This is a genomic window from Mesorhizobium huakuii (assembly GCF_014189455.1).
GTDB lineage: Bacteria > Pseudomonadota > Alphaproteobacteria > Rhizobiales > Rhizobiaceae > Mesorhizobium > Mesorhizobium huakuii_A.
Map to the genome: position 1 here is coordinate 3,477,870 of NZ_CP050296.1, position 22,831 is coordinate 3,500,700.

Here is a 22,831-nt window from a genome sequence, read left to right on the forward strand (position 1 = left end):
TTCAAACCTATTGCGGTAGCATATCTCTGAGGCGGAGCAGCGCGATGCGCTCGACCTGTTTGCAGGCGGTTTCGAATTCGACGCCGCGGCTGTTGCCAATGCGCGCCTCGAATTCCGCCAGGATTTCCTCCTTGGTCTTGCCCTTCACCGCGATGATGAAGGGGAAGCCGAAAGTGGTGACGTAGGCGGCGTTGAGCTTGGAGAACAGTTCGCGCTCCTTGTCGGTCAGCGCGTCGAGGCCGGCCGAGGCTTGTTCCCGCGTAGACTCCGCCGTCAGCCGCTTGGCCTTGGCCAGCTTGCCGGCAAGGTCGGGATGAGCGTTGAGCACGCCGAGCCGCTCGGTCTCGCTGGCGGAACGGAAGATGCGGCAGAGCGCATTGTGCAGGCCGCCGGCCGTGTCGTGCGCCGGTCCGAGCTCCAGTTCGTAGGCGCGCTCTGCAATCCAAGGCGAATGCTCGAACACGCCGCCGAACGTGTGGACGAAGGTTTCGAATTCCATCTTCGAGGGGCGCAGCGCCGCGGGCTTGTAGGGATGGTTCTCATGCCAGTGTTTGGCGATGTCGATGCGCCGCGCCAGCCAGACCTTGTCGCGCGATTTGACATAGTCGACGAAGCGCTTCAGCGCCGCCACCCGGCCTGGCCGCCCGACGAGGCGGCAATGCAGGCCGATATTCATCATGCGCGGCCGCCCGGCCTGACCCTCGGCATAGAGCGTGTCGAAACTGTCTTTCAGATAGGCGAAGAACTGGTCGCCCGAATTGAAGCCCTGCGGCGTGGCGAAGCGCATGTCGTTGGCGTCGAGCGTATAGGGGATGATGAGCTGCGTGCCGCCGGCATGCTCGAACCAGTAGGGCAGTTCGTCGTCATAGGTGTCGGAGACGTAGTCGAAGCCGCCTTCTTCAGCCACCAGCCGCACCGTGTTGACCGAGGTGCGGCCCGTATACCAGCCGGTCGGGCGCTGGCCGGTCACCTCGTAATGCAGTTTGATCGCCGCTTCGAGGTCACTGCGCTCATCCTCGGCGCTGTGGTCGCGATAGTCGATCCACCGCAACCCGTGCGAGGCGATCTCCCAGCCGGCGTCCTGCATGGCCGTGACCTGGTCGGGTGAACGGGCGAGTGCTGTGGCGACGCCGTAGCAGGTCACCGGCACATGCGACTCGCTGAACAGGCGAAGCAAGCGCCAGAAGCCGGCCCGCGCGCCATATTCGTAGATCGATTCCATGTTCCAGTGGCGCTGCCCCACCCAGGGTGCCGCGCCGACGATCTCCGACAGGAAGGCTTCAGAAGCCTTGTCGCCGTGGAGCACGCAATTCTCGCCGCCCTCTTCGTAATTGACGACGAACTGCACGGCGACATGCGCACCGCCAGGCCATTTCGGATCAGGCGGATTGGCTCCATAGCCGCGCATGTCTCTGATGTAACGCATCGTCTCTCCCGCCGGGCGTCGCCCGAACCATGATCAGGATATCGAAAGGGTGCTTCTCGCATTCCCCCGAAATTTTTGAAAGTGTTTTTGTCGCACTCCGCTCGACCGGGACTTATGCATCGCCTTTAATTGGCGCACAATTCATCACTATTGTTCTGATGTACCTGGATGGGAGGCGGCCAATGGCAGAAACGTCGAAAGCCGATGGCGGGCGCCTGACGACCCACGTGCTGGACACGGCGACCGGCAAGCCGGCGGCCGGTTTGTCGATCGCGCTTTATCATCTCGACGGCGCCGCACGCACGCTTCTGAAGACGGTCGCAACCAATGCCGACGGCCGCTGCGACGCACCACTGCTGGCAGGTAGCGAATTCCGTACCGGCGAATATGAGCTGGTGTTCTCGGCCGGCGACTATCTGCGCGGCCAGGGCACAAAACTGCCCGAGCCGGCTTTCCTTGACAGCGTGCCGATCCGTTTCGGTATGGCCGAGGCGGTGCACTATCATGTACCATTGCTGATCTCGCCCTATGGCTATTCGACCTACAGGGGGAGCTGAGGCATGGCAAAGGTCACGATCCGCAACGAGATCCGCTTCATCCTGAATGGCAGGGATGTCGCGCTGTCCTCGGTGGCCCCAGACGCGACCCTGCTCGACTGGCTGCGGCTCGACCGTTCGCTGCGCGGCACCAAGGAAGGCTGCGCCGAGGGCGATTGCGGCGCCTGCACCGTGCTGGTCGGCAAGCTCTCTGCCGGCGGCCTGGTCTATGACAGTGTCAATGCCTGCATCCGCTTCCTCGGCTCGCTCGACGGCACGCATGTCGTGACCGTAGAACATTTGCGTGGCCAGCCCGGCCAGTTGCATCCCGTCCAGCAGGCGATGGTCGATTTCCATGGCTCGCAATGCGGCTTCTGCACGCCGGGCTTCGTCATGTCGCTCTATGGCCTGTGGATGAAGTCGCCGGACCCATCGAACGCGGCGATCGAAAAGGCCTTGCAAGGCAATCTCTGCCGCTGCACCGGTTACGAGGCGATCATGCGCGCCGCGCACGCTATCTCCAGCTACGGCAAGGCGGCGAAGGACCCGCTGGCCGTGGAGCGCAAGGCGATCACGGCGAGGCTGGAGGCCATGCGGGACGGCGCGCGGGTCGAGATCGGCGCTGGCAAGGCGCGGCTCATCGTGCCGGCCAATGTCGACGATTTCGCCGCCATACTGGACAAGGAGCCCGGCGCCACCATCGTTGCCGGCTCGACCGATGTCGGCCTGTGGGTGACCAAGCATATGCGCGACATCACGCCGGCGATCTTCATCGGTAGTCTCGGCGGGCTGTGCACCGTCGCCGAAGACAAAGGCGTCATCTCGATCGGCGCCGGCGTCACCTACACCGAAGCCTTCTCGACGCTGTCGAAACGCATCCCGGCGCTTGGACCGTTGTTCGACCGTATCGGCGGCGAACAGGTGCGCAACATGGGCACCATCGGCGGCAACATCGCCAACGGCTCGCCGATCGGCGACACGCCGCCGCCCCTGATCGCGCTCGGCGCGCGGCTGACGCTGCGCAGGGGCAAGAAGCGGCGCACGATCCCGCTGGAAACCTTCTTCATCGCCTATGGCAAGCAGGACCTGCAGCCGGGCGAATTCGTCGAGGCCGTACATGTGCCCATGCCGGCCAAGGGAGAAAAATTTGCGGTATACAAGATCACCAAGCGCCGCGACGAGGACATCACCGCCGCCCTCGGTGCCTTCTTCCTGACGCTGGCGAAGGACGGCACGGTCGCCGATGTGCGCATCGCCTATGGCGGCATGGCGGCGACGCCGAAGCGGGCGTCTCTTGTCGAAAAGGCCCTGCTCGGCAAACCCTGGACCGAGGAGACGGTCGAGACGGCGATGGCCGAATACGGCAGGGATTTCACCCCGCTCACCGACATGCGGGCGTCGGCAGAATACCGGGCTCTGTCGGCGAAAAACCTGTTGTTGCGCTTCTTTGTCGAAACCACCGGCACCAGGGCACCCTTCCAGGTGTCCCGCAACGAGGCGGCATGATGAACAAGCACGCCACATCAAATCTCAAGGCCGAGAAGATCGCCGGCGGTGTCGCCACGGATCAGCGGCATGATTCCGCCCACAAGCACGTCAGCGGCACCGCCATCTATATCGACGACATGCCGGAACCGACCGGCACGCTGCATGTCGGCCTAGGCCTATCCAAAGTCGCACATGGTACGCTGAAGAGCGTCGATCTCTCGGCGGTGCGGACAGCACCCGGCGTGGTCGATGTGCTGACCTATGCCGACGTGCCGGGCGAAAACGATGTCTCGCCCAGCAATATGCATGACGACCCGGTGTTCGCCGAAGGCAAGGTGCAGTTCTTCGGCCAGCCGATCTTCGCGGTCGTCGCCGAAACAAGGGACGCGGCGCGCCGTGCCGCGCGCCTGGCCAAGATCGAGTATGACGAAATTCCCGCCATCCTCGGCATCTGGCCGCTGGACCCGATCAAGGACAGGCTGGTTACCACCCCGTTGACCTTGCGCCGTGGCGACGCGGCTGCCGCTATCGCCGCGGCGCCCCGTCGGGTGAAGGGGCGCATGAAGCTTGGTGGACAGGACCACTTCTACCTCGAAGGACAGGTGTCGTTGGCGGTGCCGGGCGAAGACGACGAGGTCACGGTCTATTGCTCGACCCAGGGACCGAGCGAGACCCAGCACCTTGTCTCCCATGTGCTTGGCGTGCCCAGCCATGCGGTGACCGTTGAAGTCCGCCGCATGGGCGGCGGCTTCGGCGGCAAGGAAACACAGGCCAACCAGTGCGCGGCAATCGCAGCGATCGCGGCGAAGAAGCACAAACGGGCCGTGAAGGTCAGGCTCGACCGCGACGAGGATATGACCGCCACCGGCAAGCGGCACGACTTCGCCATCGACTATGAGGTCGGCTTCGACGATGATGGCAACATCCTCGGCGTCGACTTCATGTTCGCACTGAATGCCGGCTTCTCCGCCGACCTGTCAGGTCCGGTCGGCGACCGCGCGCTGTTCCATTGCGACAACGCCTATTTCTATCCGAATGTCCACGCCAAGTCGGCGCCGCTCTACACCAACACCGTCTCCAACACCGCCTTCCGCGGCTTCGGCGGCCCGCAAGGCATGATCGGCGCCGAGCGCGTCATCGACGAGGTCGCCTTCGCTGTCGGCAAGGATCCGCTCGCAATCCGCAAGCTGAATTTTTATGACCCGATGGAGGCGATCGGCTCGCGCTGCGTCACGCCCTACCACCAGAAGGTCGAGGACAACATCATCCAGCGCATCGTCGCCGAGCTCGAGGAAAGCGCCAATTATGCGCGGCGGCGGCGGGAAATATCGGCCTTCAACGCCAACAGCCGTTTCATCAAGCGCGGCCTGGCGCTGACGCCGGTCAAGTTCGGCATCTCCTTTACCAAGACCGAGTCCAACCAGGCCGGCGCGCTGGTGCATGTCTATGCCGACGGTTCGGTGCACATGAACCATGGCGGCACTGAAATGGGCCAGGGCCTGCATCTCAAGGTGGCGCAGGTCGTGGCGGAAGAATTCCAGATCGACCTCGAGCGGGTGAAGATCACCGCCACCACCACCGCCAAGGTGCCGAACACGGCACCGACGGCGGCATCCTCCGGCGCTGACCTCAACGGCATGGCGGCGCAGAACGCCGCGCGCCAGATCCGCAAGCGGCTGACCGATTTCGCCGCCGAAAAGTATCAGGTTCCGGTCGATCAGGTGGTGTTCCTGCCCAATCGCGTCCGCGTCGGCAACCAGGAGGTCAGCTTCAACGATCTGGTCAAGCAGGCCTACATCGCGCGCGTCCAGCTCTCGGCCGCCGGCTTCTACAAGACGCCGAAAATCCATTGGGACCGCAGCAAGGGCCAAGGCCACGCCTTCTACTACTACGCCTATGGCGCGGCCTGTTCGGAAGTGTCCGTCGACACATTGACCGGCGAATATGTCGTCGAGCGCGCCGACATCCTGCATGATTGCGGCCGTTCGCTGAATCGGGCGATCGACATCGGCCAGGTCGAGGGTGGCTTCATCCAGGGCATGGGCTGGCTGACGACGGAGGAACTGTGGTGGGACGACAAGGGCCGGCTGCGCACGCATGCGCCCTCGACCTACAAGATCCCGCTGGCGTCAGACCGCCCAAAAATCTTCAACGTGGCGCTGACCGACTGGTCGCAAGCCTATGAGCCGACCATTCATCGTTCCAAGGCGGTCGGCGAGCCGCCGCTACCGCACGGCATGTCCGTGCTGCATGCGCTGTCTGATGCGGTGGCCAGCGTCGCCGATCATAAGATCTGCCCGCGCCTCGATGCGCCGGCAACGCCGGAACGCGTGCTGATGGCGATCGAGCGGCTGAAGAAAGAGGTCAAGGCAGGCGCCTGAAACGCGCAAAACGTGCAATCCAGGCCGAAAAAGCCTATATTTCCCAATAGGGAATACGAGATATGAACTCGAAAGTGCAAGGCCTGAAAGCCTTTCTTGCCAGCGCCGGCCGGGTTGCCCTGGTCGAAGTCGCCGGCACCAAAGGCTCGACGCCGCGTGAGAAGGGCGCCTTCATGCTCGTCTCACGGGAGGCGATTTTCGGTACCATCGGCGGCGGCCAGCTCGAATATATGGCGATCGACAAGGCCAGGCAGATCCTAGTGTCCGACCCTCCCCACAAGGGGGAGGGTGAAGAGGCCCGCATCGAGGTCGATGAAGTCTGCGCCACGCTCGACGTGCCGCTCGGGCCGGAGATCGGCCAATGCTGTGGCGGGCGCGTCGAAGTCTTGATCCGGCTTGTCGATGCCGCGCTTGCTGCCGAACTGGTTACGACCGCGGAGGCTGAGGAAGCGCACCTGCCGCATGTCTATATCTTCGGTGGCGGCCATGTCGGCCAGGCGCTGGCCGCAACAATCGCGCTTCTGCCGGTGCACGGCATCGTCATCGAGACGCGGGCCGAGGCGCTGGAAGGCATGCCGGAAACCGTCGAGACGCGGCTGACGCCTATGCCCGAGGCCGAGGTTCGAAACGCGCCCGCCGGCACAGCCTTCGCCATCCTCACCCATGACCATGCGCTGGATTTCCTGATCGTCGCCGAAGCGCTGAAGCGCGACGACGCAGCCTATGTCGGCATGATCGGCTCGAAGACCAAGAAAGCGACGTTCAAGAACTGGTTCCTGAAGTCAGGGGACGGCAAGGAAGCGGAATTTGCCCGCCTCGTCTCGCCCATCGGTGGCGATGCCGTCAAGGACAAGCGCCCACAGGTGATCGCCGTACTTGCCGCAGCCGAGATCGTGACGGCGCTGGTCGTTCACAATGCGGCGTCAAATGCCGACCATCAGGTCCGGCAGCACAAGGTCATGGCTGACTAGCCAAGGCTGCCCGCCCGCTCGTCCATTTCAATCGCCCTAACCATGCATTTGCGGTATCCACCGGCATCGCGGCATGAGGTGTGGATACATGGACGTTCTGAAAATCGCGGCCTTTTCGGATGGCAACACCGGCGGCAATCCTGCCGGCGTCCTGATCGGCGATGTCTTGCCCGATTCGGCCGAGATGCAGCGCCTGGCGGCGGAGGTGGGCTTCTCGGAGACGGCCTTTGCCGCACCGGATGGAGACAGCTGGCGGGTCCGCTATTTCTCGCCGGAAACCGAGGTTCCCTTCTGTGGGCACGCGACGATCGCCTTGGGGGCTGCCCTTGTCCGGCGATTTGGCGACGGGATTTTCCCGCTGAAACTCAATCAGGCCAGCATCACCGTAGAAGGGTTCCGTGATGGCGCCAACGTTGCCGCCGCCTTGCAATCGCCGCCGACACGCAGCAAGCCGGCGCCGCCTGAGTTGATTGCCGAGGCGCTGGCGCTGTTCGACTATGCCGCGACCGATCTCGATCCTGCCATTCCGCCCGCGCTGATTCATGGCGGCGCCGACCATCTTGTGCTCGCCCTGAAGTCGCGCGAGGCACTGGCTGCCATGCGCTACGAGCTTAAAGCCGGGCAGTCCCTTATGCGGCGCGAAGGGCTGGTGACGATCCTGCTGGCCCATGCCGAAACGCCACGGCTCTTCCACACGCGCAACCCCTTTGCCTCGGGCGGCGTCTATGAGGATCCGGCGACGGGCGCCTCGACGGCTGCCTTTGCCGGTTATCTCAGAGACATCGGCTGGCCGCATGGCGGCGCGATCGATGTCGTGCAAGGCGAGGACATGGGCATGCGCTCGCGCCTGCATGCCGATATTCCGGCCGAGACCGGCAGCTCGATCAGGGTTTCAGGCACCGCCCGGATGATGGACGAAGCATAGAAGCTGCCGGCCTCAGGCCGGCCGTTTCAAGCCCAGATGGTCGCGCAGTGTGCGGCCCTCATAGTCCCGGCGAAACAGGCCGCGCCGCTGCAGTTCCGGCACGACAAGCGTGGCAAAGGCATCAAGCTCGCCGGGGAGATAGGACGGCATGACGTTGAAGCCGTCGGCCGCCCCGCCTTCGAACCGTGCCTGCAACTCGTCGGCGACCTGCGCCGCCGTGCCGACAATGCGCCAATGGCCGCGCGCCCCGGCGAAGTGGCGGGCAAGCTGGCGGATGGAGAGGCCGTCGCGGCGCGATTGCTCGACGACCAGCGCCTGCCGGCTTTTCATCCCCTCGCTCTCCGGCAGTTCGGGCAGTGGCCCGTCGATCGGATAGCGTCCGAGATCGGAGATGCTGAGATAGCTGGACAGCAGCGCCACACCGACATCGTCGGGGATCAGCGCCTGCAACTCCTCATGTTTCTCCCTGGCTTCGGCCTCGGTTTCCGCCACCACGGGTGAAACGCCCGGCATGATCTTGATGTCGTCAGGCTCACGACCATAGGCGGCCATGCGCCCCTTGAGGTCGTCGTAAAAGGCCTTCGCTTCCTCGAACGTTTGCGCCGCCGTGAACACCACATCGGCGGTGCGGGCGGCGAGGTCGCGGCCGACATCCGAAGCGCCGGCCTGGACCATGACCGGCGCGCCCTGCGGCGAACGCGGCAGGTCGAGCGGGTCGTGCACCGAAAAGCTTTGGCCGTCATGGCCAGGAGCCTTGCCCTGCCAAAGCCGGGTGACCACTTCGGCGAATTCGCGCGCCCGCTCGTAGCGGTCGGCATGCGGCTTGAGGCCGGTCGAGCCGAAATTGGCGGCTTCGATGGGGCTGGCCGAGGTCACCAGGTTCCAGCCGGCCCGGCCGCCGCTCAGATGGTCGAGCGACAGAAAAGTCCGCGCCAAGCCATAAGGCTCGTTGTAGCTTGTCGACGCTGTCGAAACGAGGCCGATATGGCTGGTCTGGACCGCCAGCGCCGACAGCAGGCTGATCGGCTCGAAGCCGATCGAGCGCGACGTCTGGCTGGCGATGCCGACATTGGCCTCGCGCAGGCCGGCGGCATCCTCGCAGAAGATCATGTCGAACTTCGCCGCTTCCGCCGTGCGCGCCAACTGGATGTAATGGTCGATATCGATGCCGGCGTTCACATGCGCCTTGGGGTGGCGCCAGGCGGCGATGTGATGGCCCGTCGCCCACAGGAAGGCGCCGAGCTTCATCCGCGCGGTCATTGGTCACCTCCGCCGGCAAGTCCGAGATGCGAGCGCAACGTCGTGCCGCGATAGCTCTCTCGAACCAGGCCACGCTGTCCCAACTCGGGCAGAATGCGATCGGCGAAATCGTCGATCGCCGAACGCTGCGCCGGCAGCTCTATGTTGAACCCGTCGCAGCTTCTCGCCCGGAATTGGGTTTCCAGCCTGTCTGCGGTGGCGGCCGGCTTGTCTTCGGCGGTGAGCGAGATATTCGTCAGCACCTTCACAGCGTCCGGATCGCGCCCAGCCGCCGTGGCGCGGCGCTTCAGATCATCAAAGCGTGCTTTCGCGCTCTCGACCGATCCGCTCTCCAACAAAATGACATCGGCGGTGCGGACGGCAATGTCGAAATCGGCTTCCGACAGGCCAGACAGCACCAGCACCGGCGTATCCTGCGGCGAGCGCGCGACGTTCAATGGCCCGCGTACGGAGAAGAACTCGCCCTTGTGGTCGAGCAGATGCATCTTTTCTGGGGCATGGAATCGGCCGCCGCTCTTGTCGAACAGCAACGCATCCGCATCCCAGCCCTGCCACAGGCCTTGAACGATGCCGATATATTCCTCGCTGCGGCGGCGAAAGTCGGTATCGGAAAACCCTTCCGGCCGGCTGAAATTGGCCGCCTCGCGCGGGCTTTGCGCCATCATCGCATTCCAGCCGGCACGGCCATGGCTGATGATGTCGAGCGAAGCAAAACGGCGCGCCAGATTGTAGGGCTGATGGGCAATGGTCGAGGCTGTGGCGACCAGCCCAATCCTGTTCGTCACTGTCGCCAGGGCGGCCAGCAGCGTCGTGGCCTCGAACGGGCTGCTCGACAGCCCGTCCGCGGTGTCGGAAATCGCGACCATGTCGACGCCAGCCGCTTCTGCCTGTCGCACGAATTTGCTGATCCGGCTGAAATCCAGCACGGCCTCTCCGGTGGCGGCAGCGATGTCGAGCGAAATGGCGAGATGCATGGCACCAACCTAAGTTCGCCGCTGCGCAAGGCAAGCCCGGCGAATGGACCAGAAGGCCGGCACTTGCCGGCCAGCCCCGGTTGCTGCCCGGCCCTACTTACCGGCCAGAATATCCTTGATCAGCCGCTGGCAGCGCTCGGCCATGAAGTCGAGCAAAAGCCGCACCTTGGGGTCCTGCAGCTTCTTGTGCGGATAGACAGCGGCGAACTGCACTGGTGTCGGCGGCGTGTTGGCCAGGATCACTTGCAGCCGCCGGTCGCGGATGAAGGGTTCGACCTCGAAGCGCGGCTTGTTGATGATACCGCGCCCCGACAGTGCCCAGCCGGTCAGCACGTCGCCGTCGTCGGTGTCGTAGGGCCCGTGCACCTCGAATTTCTGCGGCCCTGTGGGGGTCTGCAGCGTCCAGACATATTCGCGCGCGCCGGAATAGCGCAGCATCAGGCAGTCGTGTTTCTTGCCGATCAGCTCCTGCGGCTCGGCCGGTTCGCCGCGTGCCTCCAGATATTTCGGCGCCGCCACCAGCACGCGCTCGCATTCCATGATGCCGCGCATCCTGAGGCTGGAATCCTCGATGATGCCGAGCCTGAAGGCGACGTCGATGCCTTCCTTCATGATGTCGACATTGTGGTCCGAGAGTCTCAGCCGCACCTCGATATCGGGATATTTGTCGTGGAAGTCGGGAATGCCCGAGGCCACCAGCCGGCGACCGAGGCCGAGCGGTGCGGTCACGCGTATGGTGCCGCGCGGCTGGCCGGACAGCGCCGACACCGCGGCTTCCGCTTCGGTGATCGCCTCCAGCACCTGCTTGGCGCCCGCGTAAAACACCGTGCCATGCTCGGTCGGCATCAACTGCCGCGTCGTGCGGTTGAACAGCCGCACGCCCAGGTGCTTCTCCAGTTCCTTGATGCGGTTGGAGGCGACAGCTGGCGAAATGCGCATGTCACGGCCCGCCGCCGACAGATTGCCGAGTTCGACGACGCGGACGAAGACGGCGATGTTGTCGAGATAGGCCATGCGGATTTCGTGGCTCTCATGCGGCTGCGTATAGCCAGCCTAGTATTTTCCATTTTTTTTGAAAGTCATCGTACACCTCGCCTCTTTCCGTTTGCGTGCGACACCGTAAAGTCGCGTCATCGGCAGGGACGACTTCAATGATGGATTTCGCGATTTTCTGGGACTGGCTGAGCTTCGCCGTGCGGTGGCTGCATGTCATCACCGGCATCGCCTGGATCGGCTCGTCCTTCTATTTCGTCGCGCTCGATCTCGGCCTGCGCCAGCGTCCGGGCATGCCCGTCGGCGCCTTCGGCGAGGAATGGCAGGTGCATGGCGGCGGCTTCTACCACATCCAGAAATATCTGGTGGCGCCGGCCGAGATGCCCGAGCACCTGACCTGGTTCAAATGGGAATCCTACGCCACCTGGCTGTCGGGCTTCGCCATGCTGTGCGTGGTCTACTATGCCGGCGCCGATCTGTTCCTGATCGATCCCAATGTGCTGCCAATGTCGGTGCCGGTTGGCATCCTTTTGTCCATGGCCACGATCGGCGTCGGCTGGGTGGTCTATGATCTCTTGTGCCGCTCGCCGCTCGGCAAAAGCGACACAGGCCTGATGCTGGTGCTTTACTGCGTGCTGGTGTTCATCGCCTGGGGGCTGACGCATTTGTTCACCGGTCGCGCCGCCTTCCTGCATCTGGGCGCCATCACCGCCACGATCATGTCGGCCAATGTCTTCATGGTCATCATCCCCAACCAGAAGATCGTCGTCGCCGACCTCATCGCCGGCCGCAAGCCCGACCCGAAATACGGCAAGATCGCCAAGCAGCGCTCGCTCCACAACAACTATCTGACGCTGCCGGTGCTGTTCCTGATGCTGTCGAACCACTATCCGCTGGCGTTCGGCACCGAGTTCAACTGGGTCATCGCCTCGCTGGTGTTCATCATCGGCGTCTTGATCCGGCACTATTTCAACACCGTTCACAAGCGTGCCGGTAACCCGCACTGGACCTGGCTCGGCGCGCTTGTCCTGTTCATCATCATCATCTGGCTGTCGACCGTGCCAAAGGTGCTGACCGGTGAGCCCAAGGCGTCCGCCTCGGCGGACATCTATATCGCCTCCGCCCATTTCCCGGCGGTGCGCGACACCGTGCTTGGCCGCTGCTCGATGTGCCATGCGGCCGAGCCGGTCTATGAGGGCATCTATCATGCGCCCAAGGGTGTGATGCTAGACAGTGACGCGGCAATCGCCAACCACGCCCGCGAGATCTATCTGCAGGCCGGCCGCAGCCACGCCATGCCGCCCGCCAATGTCAGCCAAATCACCGACAAGGAACGGGCGCTGCTGGTGGCCTGGTTCGAAGGCGCGGGGAAATAGCATGACTTCGACACTTCTGCGCGGCCGCACACTGTCCTTCGTGCGCTGGCCCGAAACCATCGACGACCATTCGGCCTGGCGCTACGAGGAGGATGGCGGCCTTTTGATCCGCGACGGCAAGATCGTTGCATCGGGCGCCTACCGCGATGTCGAGAAACAGGCCGGTGAGGGTGCCAAAAAAATCGATCACCGGCCGCACCTTTTGCTGCCGGGCCTCATCGATACCCATGTGCATTTCCCGCAAATGCAGGTCATCGCCTCCTATGGCGCCGAACTGCTCGACTGGCTGAACACCTACACCTTCCCGGAAGAGACGAAGTTCGCCAACGCGCAGCATGGCCGCCGTATCGCGCGGCTGTTCCTCGACGAGATGGTGCGGCACGGAACCACAACAGTCACCGCCTACTGCTCGGTGCACAAGGCTTCCGCAGAAGCCTTTTTCGCCGAATCGCATGACCGCAACATGCTCAACATCGCCGGTAAGGTGATGATGGACCGCAACGCGCCCGAAGGCGTGCTCGACACGCCGCAATCCGGCTATGACGACACCAAGGCGCTGATCAAGGAGTGGCACGGCAAGGGCCGCCAGCACTACGCCATCACGCCCCGCTTCGCCATCACCTCCTCGCCGGAGCAGATGGAGATGGCCGGCGCGCTCTGCCGCGAGCATCCCGGCCTGCATATGCAGACGCATCTGTCGGAAAACCACTCCGAGATCGCCTTCACGCAACAGCTTTACCCCTGGTCGCGCGACTATACGGATGTCTACGAACATTACGGGCTGCTGAGAAAAAAGAGCCTGTTCGGCCACTGCATCCATCTGTCGGAGCGTGAGGCGGACGCGCTTTCGGAGAGCGGCTCGGTGGCGGTGTTCTGCCCGACCTCGAACCTGTTCCTCGGTTCCGGCCTGTTCGACTACCAGCGCTTCCGGCGTCGGGAAAAGCCGTTGCGCATAGCCGCCGCCACCGATGTCGGCGGCGGAACGAACTATTCCATGCTGCGCACCATGGACGAGGGCTACAAGGTGATCGCGCTGAACGGCGAGAAGCTGAACCCGTTCCAGTCCTTCTGGCAGATCACGCGCGGCAATGCCGAGGCGCTCTCGGTGGCCGACAAGATCGGCACGCTGGATCAGGACACCGATGCCGACATTGTCGTGCTCGACGCCAGGGCGACGCCGGCGATGCGGCTCAGGATGGAAACGGTGCAGACGCTGGCGCAGGAGTTGTTTCTCTTGCAGACGCTGGGCGACGACCGCGCCGTGCGCGAGGTCTATGTCGCGGGCCGGGCGGCCAAGAGCGACATGGCGATTTAGAGCGCCAGCTGCGTTCATTGCTTGACCCGGCGGCAGCCATCGGTCAAAGCGTGCGGCGAAGTTGACAGGGGAACGACATGGCCGTTGCTGACGACATCGCTCTGATCCGGAAACAGGAAGAGACGCTGGTCTTCCCGGCCTTCGATGAGGCCGTCGCCTTCAAGATCGGTTCGGCGATTCGCAAGCGCGCGATCGCCGAAAACCTGCCCATCATCGTCGATATCAGGCTGTGGGACCGGCCGCTGTTCTATGCGGCCTTTCCAGGGTCGAATGCTTCCAACCCCGACTGGGCACGGCGCAAGATCAATGTGGTCAGGCGGTTTCTCAGAAGCACCTACCGCATGGTCCTGGAGCAGCAGCGCCCCGACCGCGCCTTCAAGGTCGGCGAGGGCCTCGACATCTCGGACTACGTGCTGGCCGGCGGCGGCTTTCCGGTCACCGTCAAGGGTGCCGGCGTTATCGGCGTGATCGCGGTTTCCGGCCTGCCGGAGCGCGAGGATCACGGTGTTGTCGTCGATGCGCTGTGCGATTATCTCGGCATAGACAAGCACGGGCTGTCATTGTCCAGGGAAGCCGAATGACCGTGCTCGATCCCAGGGCCTTCCTTACCTCGATCTTCGACGCCGCCGTCACCGCCGCCGATCCGGAGCGGACGATCAGGGATCATCTGCCGGCCAAGCCGAAGGGTCGCACAATCGTCATTGGCGCCGGAAAAGGTTCGGCGCAGATGGCGGCGGCGTTCGAGAAGGTCTGGGACGGGCCGATCGAAGGGCTGGTCGTCACCCGCTACGGCTATGGCGCAACATGCGAGCGCATCGAGATCATCGAGGCCGCGCATCCGGTGCCGGACGCTGCCGGGCTCGAGGCCTCGCGCCGTCTGCTCGCCAAGGTCCAGGGTCTCACTGAAGACGATCTCGTCGTGGCGCTTATCTCCGGCGGCGGCTCGGCGCTGCTGCCCTCACCGGCCGCCGGCCTGACGCTGGCCGACGAGATCGCCGTCAACGAGGCGCTGCTTGCCTCCGGCGCGCCGATCGCGGCGATGAACACCATCCGCAAGCATCTTTCCACCATCAAGGGCGGCCGGCTGGCCGCCGCCTCATGGCCGGCCAAGGTGGTGTCGCTGGTTGTGTCAGACATTCCCGGCGACAACCCGGCCCTTGTCGCCTCCGGCCCGACCGTGCCAGATACCGGCAGCCGCGAAGACGCACTGGCCTCGATATCGGCCTATGGCATGAAGCTGCCGGCCTCGGTGATGGCGCATATCAATTCTCCGGCGGCCGATGCGCCAAATCCCGGAGATGAGCGCTTCTCGCGCAACGAGGTGCATCTGATCGCCTCCGCCGGCGTGTCGCTGGAAGCGGCGGCCGTCGAAGCGAAACGGCAAGGCATCGAGGCCGTCATCCTCTCCGATGCTATCGAGGGCGAAGCGCGCGAAGTCGGCGGTGTCCACGCTGCCATTGCGCGCGAAGTGGCGACGCGCAACCGGCCTTTTTCGAAGCCGGTGCTGATCCTGTCTGGCGGTGAAACGACTGTGACCTTGCGCGCCAAAGGCAAGGGCGGCCGCAACTCTGAATTCCTGCTTGCCTTCGCCATCGGCATCAACGGCGCGGAAAATATTCATGCGCTGGCCGCCGACACGGACGGCATCGACGGTTCGGAAAACAATGCCGGTGCCTTCGCCGATGGCTCGACCGTATCGCGCATGCGCGCGGCGGGTGTGGACGCCAAGGCGATGCTGGCCGGTAACAATGCATGGACGGCGTTCAACGCGGTTGGCGATCTGTTTGTGCCCGGACCTACGGGCACGAATGTGAATGATCTCAGGGCGATACTTATTCGCTAGGGCAGGTCACATTTCGCTGCCCAGGCGTTAGCGCTGCCCCTCATCCGGGGAGAAGGGGGCTAACCGCGCCTTCTTGCGACGCCGACGATTGGCGAAAGCGCCGAAGACAGCGTCTTTCTCCCCGTCGCTCTACGGGGAGAAATGTCCGGCAAGACAATGAGGGGGCGGCGCCGACCGACAACCAGATCAGGCAGCCATCAGCCGCTTCACCTCTCTCATGTCGTGTAGGAACCGCTCGCGCTCCGCTTCCTTCTCCGCAGGCTCCTGAATGCGCAGGATGAAGGACGGGTGGATGGTGATGAACACGTGCAGGCCATCCTCACGCTCGATCACTTGACCGCGCATCTTCGTCACCGGGATCGCCTTGCCGAGCAGCGACAGCGCAGCCGTTGCGCCGAGGGCCACGGCAAGCTCCGGCTTGATCAGCGCGAATTCCCTGTCGATCCACCAGCGGCAGGCCTGCACCTCGCCGGCATTCGGCTTGGAATGGATGCGTCGCTTGCCACGCGGCTCGAATTTGAAGTGTTTCACCGCGTTGGTGACGTAGACTTTCTGGCGATCGACGCCCGCATCGTCCAGTATCGCATCGAACACTTTGCCCGCAGGGCCGACGAAAGGTTTGCCGGCGAGGTCTTCCTGATCGCCGGGCTGTTCGCCGACGAAGATGACCTTGGCATTGTCAGGCCCTTCGCCGAACACGGTCTGCGTCGCATCGCGCCATAACGGGCAACGACGGCAACCTTTTGCGGCCTCGCGCAACTCGGAAATGCTGCCCGCGTCATCACCCTGCAGCGTCTCTGCGGGCTGCTTCGGCCAATGCCTGGCCTGCACCTTGGCGTGATGCGGAGCGGGCGTTGTCGGCATTCTGGCGATCATCTCCTTGGCGGCCTTATCAGCTCCTGCGATCAGCTCTGGAATGAGGGAGGCCTCGGGAAGGTTCCGCCAATATTTCTTCGGCATCTCCTTCTGCATGACCTTCACCTTCAGCCGTGCCGGATTGAAGATGTTCTCGAAATAGGTGCGCCACAGTGCCTCCGTGTCGTCCTGATCAGGCGCATCGGCCTTGGCGGCGCCGGGCCCGATCGCCAGCCTTTCGCCATCCCAGTCGGCGGAGGTGTGCGGCGTCAGGATCGTCCAGCGCATGCCGGTGAAGCGCCTGACGAAGAAATCGGCATTGCGCTCGACGATGAAATGATCGGGCTCGAACCAGGCGACATAGCGCTCCTCGCAGCCATCGCTGATTTTTCGGAAGCGGACGAAGGCATGCATCTTGTGGCTGTCGCGCCGTACCGCCTTTTCCATCGCCTCGAGCCGCCTGGTATCTGGATCCGACGCGATCGCCAGCAGCTTGGGCTCGCTGCGCAATCGCCACAGCAGCCGGTAGAGAAAGGCGAACCGGCTGGGGTCGGAATGGCAGAAAGCGGTTTCGGCGCGCTCGATGAAGTCGCGCGGCACCACGAGCTGCGCGCCCGCAGGCGCAGCCGGCAAATCGCTCGGCCGGCGGTCAGAACCGGCCGCGACATGCCAGCTAATGTCTTCTGGTCTGACCTCGTTCAGCACCAGCCGCCGCGCTGCATCACGCCAGCCGGCAAAATCGGTCTCGCTGTCGAGCATGACACTAAACCGGGCAAGATTGAGCTCAGCCGGCCGCATGGTCAAAACAATGACAGCTGTTCGCAGGAGCGCATGATCTTGTCGCGCAAGCCCTGCTTATCGGTGAGCGTTCCCGGCGACCAACCCTCCGCCACGATGAACGGCCTCAGCTTGGCGATCGACTGGCAAATCCGCCCGACATCTTCGAGCCGCAGCCGCCGGTGGCGGCGTGTCTCCAGGATTTTCGCCACCACCTTGGTGCCGAGACCGGGAACGCGCAGCAGGGATTCGCGGTCGGCGCGGTTGATGTCGACGGGAAACTGTCCCCTGTTGCGCAGCGCCCAGGCGAGTTTGGGGTCGATGGCAAGGTCGAGCATGCCATCGCCGCTACCCGCCAGGATCTCCGGTTGCGAAAATCCGTAAAACCGCATCAGCCAGTCGGCCTGATAAAGCCGGTGTTCGCGCATGAGCGGCGGCTTCTGCAGCGGCAGCGACGACGACGAATCCGGGATCGGGCTGAAGGCCGAATAATAGACGCGCCGCAGATGGTAGCTGCCATAGAGCCGCGCGCTGGTGTGCAATATGCCGTCGTCGGATGTCTTGTCGGCGCCGACGATCATCTGCGTCGACTGGCCACCCGGCGCAAAGCGTTCGCGCTTTTTGGTCCTCAGCGTCGGCTCGGCCTTTTCCTCCATCTTCTGGCGCAGCGTGGCCATGGAAAGACGGATCGTTTCCGGCTTCTTCTCCGGCGCCAGCTTTTTCACGCCTTCGTCGGTCGGCAGTTCGACATTGATCGACAGCCGGTCGGCATAGAGGCCGGCCTTTTCGACCAGTTCCGCCGAGCTTTCCGGAATGGTTTTCAGATGAATATAGCCGGAGAATTTTTCCTCCAGCCGCAGCCGCCGCGCCACCTCGACCATCTCGCCCATGGTTTCATCGGGCGAACGGATGACGCCTGACGACAGGAACAGGCCCTCAATATAGTTGCGCCGGTAGAAATCCATCGTCAGCTTCACCACCTCGTCGATGCTGAAGCGGGCGCGCCTTACATTCGAGGACGAGCGGTTGATGCAATAGCTGCAATCGTAGATGCAGAAATTGGTGAGCAGGATTTTCAAGAGCGAAATGCAGCGGCCGTCCGGTGCAGGAATGGCAGATGCCCATGCCTTCGGTGGAACCGATGCCGCCTGACATCAGCCAATCCTTCTTCGCCGAGCCGGATGAGGCGCAGGAGGCGTCATATTGCGGCGTCGGACAGGATCGCCAGCTTTTCACGGACGGTGAGAGCGCTCATTTGTTCATGATATGTTCTGAACAGCTGCCGCGCTACCTCATTTGGCATAGGCGGCGAAAAAAGTGATCGCCGCCTACCATAAGGTCGTCAAACCTCGTGCAGATAGAGATGATAATCCAGTTCGCTGACCGTGCGTGCCACGCGCAGATATTCAGACTGTTTGATCGCCACGAAGGTGCGGTGCAGGTCTTCGCCAAGCGCGCCTTTCAGGAAGCTGGACGCCTTGGCCGCCTCGATCGCCGCGCGCCAATCAGCCGGCATTGTCGTGCGCGTGACGGCAGCCTCATAGCCGTTGCCGGTCGTTTCGGGGCCAGGATCGAGCCCTTCATCGAGGCCTTTGATGATGCCGGCGAGCACTGTCGCGGCGATCAGATAGGGATTGGCGTCGACGCCCGACGGCCGATGCTCGATGCGACGGTTCTTCGCGTCGCCCGCCGGTACGCGCAGCGCCACCGAACGGTTGTTGACGCCCCAGGTCGGCGCCACCGGCGCATAGGACTGCGAGACGAAGCGCCGCCAGGAATTGGCGTGCGGCGCAAACACCAGCATCGATTCCGCCATCGTCTGGATCAGCCCGCCAAGCCCTTGCAACAGGGGTAGCGACCAGCTCTCGCCGCCGGCCTCGGCAAAGACGTTACGGCCGGCTCTGTCCTGCAGCGAGACGTGGAAATGCATGCCCGAGCCGGCATATTTCTCGATCGGTTTGGCCATGAAGCAGGCGGTGACGCCATGGCGGCGCGCCTGCGCCCGCACCAGCCGCTTCAGCATGACGAGGTCGTCGGCCGCCCGCATCACATCCTTGCGGTAGTTCAGCGTCAGCTCGTACTGGCCCGGCGCATATTCGGATATCACCGTCTCGGCCGGAATGCCTTGCGCCTTGGCCGCGGCATAGATGTCGGAGAACAGCGGCTCCATGCCGTGCAGGTGGTCGACGGAATAGACCTCCGTCTTGCCCGAGACACGGCCATCGAGCACCGCGCGCGCCGGCTGCACCTTGCCCTCGGCGTCGCGCTCATTGGCCAGCAGGAAAAATTCGAGTTCAAAGGCGCCGGCCGGGTAAAGCCCCTTGGCCGCCAATATCTCGACCTGCCGGGCCAGCGCCAGCCGCGGGTCCGACGACATGGGCTGGCCGTCGAGGTGATACATCGCCATCAGCACCTGGCCGCGCGGCGGGTTGGTGCCGTAGAGCGGCACCAATGTGCCGGGAATCGGCCATGCCCGGAGATCGCCGTCGCCGGTCGTCCAGATCAGACCGGTCTCGTGCACGTCCTCACCGGTGATGTCGAGGCCAAGGATCGAGATCGGCATATGCCGCCCGCCCTCGAAAATGCTCTTCAACTCGTGGCGGCGCACGATCTTACGCGGCCGACGCCATTGGCGTCGGTCAGCACGATATCGAAGGCCTCGATCTCGGGATGGGCGTCGAGAAAAGCTTGCGCCTCGGTGGGCGAAGACCCCGAAGGGGAGGTCACAATGGCATTGTCCATGGCCGCTTGTCTCATGCCGCAAGCTTTGCCGCAACCGCGGCGAAGGCGCTGATCAGCCGGTTGACCTGGGCGCCTGACGTCGCAGGCGAGATCAGCATCATGTTGTGGAAGGGCGCGATCAGCACGCCGCGATTGACCAGCGCGACATGGATGGCGGCTTCCAGTTCCGGCGCATGCGCGGTCTCGGCTTCGGCGCCGTTGCGCAACGGGCCGGGTGCGCAGATGAATTCGACGCGGGCGCCGACACGCGCGACATGCCAGGGCAGACGATAGCGGTCGATCACCCCGGTTAGCCCGGCATCCAGACGCCGCGCCAGATGGTCCATGCGGTCATAATTTTCCTCGGTCATCACCTCTTCGAGCGTGGCGCGCATGGTGGCGAATTGCAGCGGGTTGGCCGACAGTGTCGTGCCCATGCCGGAATAGCCGGGCTCCTTTGTCCTGTTGTAGTCGGCATAGCGCGAGGCGACCTCATCGCTCATCCCCCACACACTTGCCGGCACGCCGCCGGCGATCGGCTTGCCCAGCACGAAGAAGTCCGGGTCGAGCCCGTATTTCCTGGTGTAGCCGCCGGGGCCGGTCGAGATCGTGTGCGTCTCGTCGATCAGGAGCAGCGTGCCGGTCTCGCGCGTCAGTCTGCGCAGCGCGTCGTGGAAGCCCGGGTCGGCCAGCACCATGCAGGAATTGGTCAGCACCGGCTCGGCGATGACGCAAGCAACGTCCCCGTCCTTGAGCGCTGCTTCAAGCGCCGGGATGTCGTTGAACTCGATCACCTTGGCCGTGCGGGTCAGGTCGCGGAACTCGCCCGCCAGCCCGGGCCGGTTGACCGGCTTGCCGTCGATCAGCCGCACCATCGTCTCGTCGACCGAGCCGTGATAGCAGCCGTTGAAGACCAGGATCTTTTCCCTGCCCGTGACGGCACGTGCAACGCGCAGCGCAAAGCGGTTGGCGTCGGTCGCGGTGGTCGCGATCTGCCAGAACGGCAGGCCGAAGCGTTGTTGCAGCAGAGGTCCGATGGCAAGCGCGTCTTCCGAGGGCAGCATATAGGTCAGGCCACGTCCGGCCTGGCGGCGGATGGCGCGCGCCACCGGCGGCGGCGAGTGGCCGAACATCGAACCAGTGTCGCCAAGGCAGAAATCGTCGAGCCTGTTGCCGTCTATGTCGGTGATCGCAGCACCTTTGGCGCTGTCGACCAGGATCGGAAATGGCGTCGGCCAGTCGTTCATCCAGTGCATCGGCACGCCGCCGAAGAAGCCGGGCAGGCCGTTGCCGACCTTGGCCTGCGATTTCGGCCGTGCCTTGCGGAAGGCCGCCCCTTCGGTTTCGCGCAATTGTGCGATGCGGTCACGGCTGATGCCGCCGATGGTCTTTGAACTGTCGCTGCTGTGCATGGAAACCCCTCTCGTCCGTACCTCTTAGCCAATCCATGTCCGCAATCGCAATTGGCCGCGCGTCTGCCCTGCATTGGCTCAGCCTTTGGCGGCGGCGCTTGACCGTGCTGCCGAAGTCGGCGCCAATATGAGTGGGAATTGAGGAGGGGGACAAAAATGCGGACAATCATCTGTGTGGCAATGCTTCTGGTGTCGGCCAGCACCGCCTTCGCCTCGGGCGGCATCTGGTGCAATGTCGACGATACGGCGGTGACATTCGACGTCGGCGCCGGCGTCACCAGAGGCATGGGCGGCCCGACCTTCAACTTCCGCGGCGATCTCGAAATCAAGGCGAGGCCGGCTGGCGATGGACTGCGCAAAACGGTGTTCGAGAATTCCAACCTGACCCAGTACTGGCTGGACGACAAGGAGTTGCGGCTGAACATCTACCGCGAGCACGAGGTGGCAAACGCCTTCAATTCGGTCGAACTGACGATCCTGACAAAGGCCAGCGACGAAGGCGTCTATGACGGGCAGTACACGCTTGCCGTCTATGACAATGCGGCCGACACGGACAAGGATGGCAAGCCGGCGGAGTTGACGGGCAAGGTGTCGTGCGGGGCCGAGTAGGCTTGCCGGTCGTTGTGTCAGTCTGCCTGCATCGAGGCGATGGCGCGCCGCATCAGGTCGAGAAACACCAGCCGTTCGTCCTCGCTGAAGCCGGTCAGCGCCACCTCGTTCTGTGAACGCGCGGCCTGTGTCGCCGGCTCGCGCAGGCCAACGGCTTTCGCTGTGAGATGGATCGACTGCGAGCGTCCGTCTTCTGGATGCAGGCGTCGCTCGATCAAGCCGTCACGCTCCATGCGGATCAGCGTGTTGGCCATCGTCGCCTGTTCCACGTTGAGACGCTGCACGAGTTCGCGTTGCGTCAGGCCATCCTCATCCCACAGCGCCAGCAGCGTCATGAACTGGGCGGGTGCCAGGCCGAGTGGTCGGATACGGTGCTGCAGCCCGTTGGCAAACAAACGCGCCATGTGGTTGGCCAGGAATCCGGCGGATCGTTCCTTCTGAAATGTCATGCCTGCCAGATAACAGTTGAATAGCATGCTATGCAATGATATATAGCTTGCTATGGAGATGAAGATGAAAACCAGGATTCATGCAGCAGCGGGCGCCATCGCGCTCATCGCGGTTTCGGCCTTCTGGCTGTCGACGGCCACGGTTGAACTGCTCGGCGACACGACCGCGATCGCAATGGTCAAGAACTGCGTGCTGGCCGGCATGGCGGTGCTCATACCGGCGATGATCATCGCCGGCGCGTCGGGCTTTTCGCTTAGCAAGGGCTGGAAGAGCCCGGTCGTGGCACGCAAAGCGCGGCGCATGCGCATCATCGCCGCCAACGGATTGCTGGTGCTCGTGCCCTCGGCCTTCCTGCTCAGCAGCTTTGCCACGGCCGGTCGCTTCGACAGCCTTTTCATGATCGTCCAGGCGATCGAACTGGTAGCCGGCGCAACGAATATCGCATTGCTGTCGCTTAACATGCGCGATGGGCTGTCGCTGCGGCGCAAGCCTGTTCGGCTGGCCGCGCGGGCGCGGTGA

General features: G+C 63.7%; 18 protein-coding genes and 2 pseudogenes. 11 read left to right on the forward strand and 9 right to left on the reverse strand.

Going from position 1 to position 22,831, the window contains the following annotated elements:
* Positions 1 to 7: 7 nt before the first annotated feature.
* Entirely contained in the window at positions 8 to 1,426 is a 1,419-nt protein-coding gene (gene puuE, locus HB778_RS17280; RefSeq protein WP_183464901.1) for an allantoinase PuuE, read from the reverse strand.
* Between the two features lie 182 nt (positions 1,427 to 1,608).
* Between puuE and uraH the strand changes: the two genes are divergently transcribed.
* From uraH to HB778_RS17305, 5 genes are all read left to right on the forward strand, one after another.
* A complete protein-coding gene (gene uraH / locus HB778_RS17285) occupies positions 1,609 to 1,983 on the forward strand; it encodes a hydroxyisourate hydrolase (protein WP_183464902.1) in 375 nt (124 codons plus the stop codon).
* A 3-nt stretch (positions 1,984 to 1,986) separates the two neighbouring features.
* Positions 1,987 to 3,468: a xanthine dehydrogenase small subunit gene (xdhA, locus tag HB778_RS17290; RefSeq protein ID WP_183464903.1), complete on the forward strand. Its 1,482-nt coding sequence runs from the start codon at positions 1,987 to 1,989 to the stop codon at positions 3,466 to 3,468.
* Entirely contained in the window at positions 3,468 to 5,831 is a 2,364-nt protein-coding gene (gene xdhB, locus HB778_RS17295; protein ID WP_183465124.1) for a xanthine dehydrogenase molybdopterin binding subunit, read from the forward strand. The genes xdhA and xdhB overlap by 1 nt, the downstream gene beginning before the upstream one ends.
* Before the next feature lie 62 nt (positions 5,832 to 5,893).
* Complete coding sequence (gene xdhC / locus HB778_RS17300) at positions 5,894 to 6,802, forward strand: xanthine dehydrogenase accessory protein XdhC (RefSeq protein ID WP_183464904.1); 909 nt, start codon at positions 5,894 to 5,896, stop codon at positions 6,800 to 6,802.
* Between the two features lie 88 nt (positions 6,803 to 6,890).
* Complete coding sequence (locus HB778_RS17305; protein ID WP_183464905.1) at positions 6,891 to 7,727, forward strand: PhzF family phenazine biosynthesis protein; 837 nt, start codon at positions 6,891 to 6,893, stop codon at positions 7,725 to 7,727.
* A 12-nt stretch (positions 7,728 to 7,739) separates the two neighbouring features.
* Here the strand turns inward: HB778_RS17305 and HB778_RS17310 are convergent, their stop codons facing one another.
* The 3 genes from HB778_RS17310 to HB778_RS17320 form a co-directional block, all read right to left on the reverse strand.
* Complete coding sequence (locus tag HB778_RS17310) at positions 7,740 to 8,987, reverse strand: LLM class flavin-dependent oxidoreductase (RefSeq protein ID WP_183464906.1); 1,248 nt, start codon at positions 8,985 to 8,987, stop codon at positions 7,740 to 7,742.
* Positions 8,984 to 9,961, reverse strand: coding sequence for an LLM class flavin-dependent oxidoreductase (locus HB778_RS17315; protein WP_183464907.1), 978 nt, complete (start codon positions 9,959 to 9,961; stop codon positions 8,984 to 8,986). The genes HB778_RS17310 and HB778_RS17315 overlap by 4 nt, the downstream gene beginning before the upstream one ends.
* A 93-nt stretch (positions 9,962 to 10,054) precedes the next feature.
* Positions 10,055 to 10,975: a LysR family transcriptional regulator gene (locus HB778_RS17320; protein WP_183464908.1), complete on the reverse strand. Its 921-nt coding sequence runs from the start codon at positions 10,973 to 10,975 to the stop codon at positions 10,055 to 10,057.
* Positions 10,976 to 11,112: 137 nt separating this feature from the next.
* Between HB778_RS17320 and HB778_RS17325 the strand changes: the two genes are divergently transcribed.
* From HB778_RS17325 to HB778_RS17340, 4 genes are all read left to right on the forward strand, one after another.
* Positions 11,113 to 12,330: a urate hydroxylase PuuD gene (locus HB778_RS17325; protein ID WP_183464909.1), complete on the forward strand. Its 1,218-nt coding sequence runs from the start codon at positions 11,113 to 11,115 to the stop codon at positions 12,328 to 12,330.
* A gap of 1 nt (position 12,331) precedes the next feature.
* Positions 12,332 to 13,645: a guanine deaminase gene (guaD, locus tag HB778_RS17330; protein ID WP_183464910.1), complete on the forward strand. Its 1,314-nt coding sequence runs from the start codon at positions 12,332 to 12,334 to the stop codon at positions 13,643 to 13,645.
* A 77-nt stretch (positions 13,646 to 13,722) separates the two neighbouring features.
* Positions 13,723 to 14,226: a heme-degrading domain-containing protein gene (locus HB778_RS17335; protein WP_183464911.1), complete on the forward strand. Its 504-nt coding sequence runs from the start codon at positions 13,723 to 13,725 to the stop codon at positions 14,224 to 14,226.
* Complete coding sequence (locus HB778_RS17340; RefSeq protein WP_183464912.1) at positions 14,223 to 15,488, forward strand: glycerate kinase type-2 family protein; 1,266 nt, start codon at positions 14,223 to 14,225, stop codon at positions 15,486 to 15,488. The genes HB778_RS17335 and HB778_RS17340 overlap by 4 nt, the downstream gene beginning before the upstream one ends.
* Positions 15,489 to 15,674: 186 nt before the next feature.
* On the opposite strand, the gene HB778_RS17345 is transcribed toward HB778_RS17340, so the two are convergent.
* From HB778_RS17345 to HB778_RS17360, 4 genes and pseudogenes are all read right to left on the reverse strand, one after another.
* A complete protein-coding gene (locus HB778_RS17345) occupies positions 15,675 to 17,141 on the reverse strand; it encodes a UdgX family uracil-DNA binding protein (protein WP_183464913.1) in 1,467 nt (488 codons plus the stop codon).
* 2 nt (positions 17,142 to 17,143) lie between these two features.
* Positions 17,144 to 18,375: pseudogene (locus HB778_RS17350) on the reverse strand (putative DNA modification/repair radical SAM protein).
* 87 nt (positions 18,376 to 18,462) lie between these two features.
* A pseudogene (locus HB778_RS17355) lies at positions 18,463 to 19,862 on the reverse strand (glutamine synthetase family protein).
* Between the two features lie 11 nt (positions 19,863 to 19,873).
* Entirely contained in the window at positions 19,874 to 21,253 is a 1,380-nt protein-coding gene (locus tag HB778_RS17360) for an aspartate aminotransferase family protein (RefSeq protein ID WP_183464914.1), read from the reverse strand.
* Positions 21,254 to 21,409: 156 nt separating this feature from the next.
* Here HB778_RS17360 and HB778_RS17365 point away from each other — a divergent pair, with 156 nt between their 5' ends.
* The gene (locus HB778_RS17365) at positions 21,410 to 21,862 is read left to right on the forward strand and encodes a hypothetical protein (RefSeq protein ID WP_183464915.1); all 453 of its coding nucleotides are present in this window, start codon (positions 21,410 to 21,412) and stop codon (positions 21,860 to 21,862) included.
* Between the two features lie 17 nt (positions 21,863 to 21,879).
* Here HB778_RS17365 and HB778_RS17370 read toward each other — a convergent pair whose 3' ends face one another.
* Positions 21,880 to 22,311: a MarR family winged helix-turn-helix transcriptional regulator gene (locus HB778_RS17370; protein ID WP_183464916.1), complete on the reverse strand. Its 432-nt coding sequence runs from the start codon at positions 22,309 to 22,311 to the stop codon at positions 21,880 to 21,882.
* A gap of 64 nt (positions 22,312 to 22,375) precedes the next feature.
* On the opposite strand from HB778_RS17370, the gene HB778_RS17375 reads away from it, so the two are divergent.
* The gene (locus HB778_RS17375) at positions 22,376 to 22,831 is read left to right on the forward strand and encodes a hypothetical protein (RefSeq protein ID WP_183464917.1); all 456 of its coding nucleotides are present in this window, start codon (positions 22,376 to 22,378) and stop codon (positions 22,829 to 22,831) included.

What these genes read in the sequence shown, in the direction of transcription:
- HB778_RS17310 (WP_183464906.1), bottom strand. Translation starts at nt 8,987, where the DNA reads ATGACCGCGCGGATGAAGCTCGGCGCCTTCCTGTGGGCGACGGGCCAT.
- puuE (WP_183464901.1), bottom strand. Translation starts at nt 1,426, where the DNA reads ATGCGTTACATCAGAGACATGCGCGGCTATGGAGCCAATCCGCCTGAT.
- HB778_RS17315 (WP_183464907.1), bottom strand. Translation starts at nt 9,961, where the DNA reads ATGCATCTCGCCATTTCGCTCGACATCGCTGCCGCCACCGGAGAGGCC.
- uraH (WP_183464902.1), top strand. Translation starts at nt 1,609, where the DNA reads ATGGCAGAAACGTCGAAAGCCGATGGCGGGCGCCTGACGACCCACGTG.
- HB778_RS17325 (WP_183464909.1), top strand. Translation starts at nt 11,113, where the DNA reads ATGATGGATTTCGCGATTTTCTGGGACTGGCTGAGCTTCGCCGTGCGG.
- xdhC (WP_183464904.1), top strand. Translation starts at nt 5,894, where the DNA reads ATGAACTCGAAAGTGCAAGGCCTGAAAGCCTTTCTTGCCAGCGCCGGC.
- HB778_RS17375 (WP_183464917.1), top strand. Translation starts at nt 22,376, where the DNA reads ATGAAAACCAGGATTCATGCAGCAGCGGGCGCCATCGCGCTCATCGCG.
- HB778_RS17320 (WP_183464908.1), bottom strand. Translation starts at nt 10,975, where the DNA reads ATGGCCTATCTCGACAACATCGCCGTCTTCGTCCGCGTCGTCGAACTC.
- HB778_RS17305 (WP_183464905.1), top strand. Translation starts at nt 6,891, where the DNA reads ATGGACGTTCTGAAAATCGCGGCCTTTTCGGATGGCAACACCGGCGGC.
- HB778_RS17340 (WP_183464912.1), top strand. Translation starts at nt 14,223, where the DNA reads ATGACCGTGCTCGATCCCAGGGCCTTCCTTACCTCGATCTTCGACGCC.
- xdhB (WP_183465124.1), top strand. Translation starts at nt 3,468, where the DNA reads ATGAACAAGCACGCCACATCAAATCTCAAGGCCGAGAAGATCGCCGGC.
- HB778_RS17335 (WP_183464911.1), top strand. Translation starts at nt 13,723, where the DNA reads ATGGCCGTTGCTGACGACATCGCTCTGATCCGGAAACAGGAAGAGACG.
- xdhA (WP_183464903.1), top strand. Translation starts at nt 1,987, where the DNA reads ATGGCAAAGGTCACGATCCGCAACGAGATCCGCTTCATCCTGAATGGC.
- HB778_RS17360 (WP_183464914.1), bottom strand. Translation starts at nt 21,253, where the DNA reads ATGCACAGCAGCGACAGTTCAAAGACCATCGGCGGCATCAGCCGTGAC.
- guaD (WP_183464910.1), top strand. Translation starts at nt 12,332, where the DNA reads ATGACTTCGACACTTCTGCGCGGCCGCACACTGTCCTTCGTGCGCTGG.
- HB778_RS17370 (WP_183464916.1), bottom strand. Translation starts at nt 22,311, where the DNA reads ATGACATTTCAGAAGGAACGATCCGCCGGATTCCTGGCCAACCACATG.
- HB778_RS17345 (WP_183464913.1), bottom strand. Translation starts at nt 17,141, where the DNA reads ATGCGGCCGGCTGAGCTCAATCTTGCCCGGTTTAGTGTCATGCTCGAC.
- HB778_RS17365 (WP_183464915.1), top strand. Translation starts at nt 21,410, where the DNA reads ATGCGGACAATCATCTGTGTGGCAATGCTTCTGGTGTCGGCCAGCACC.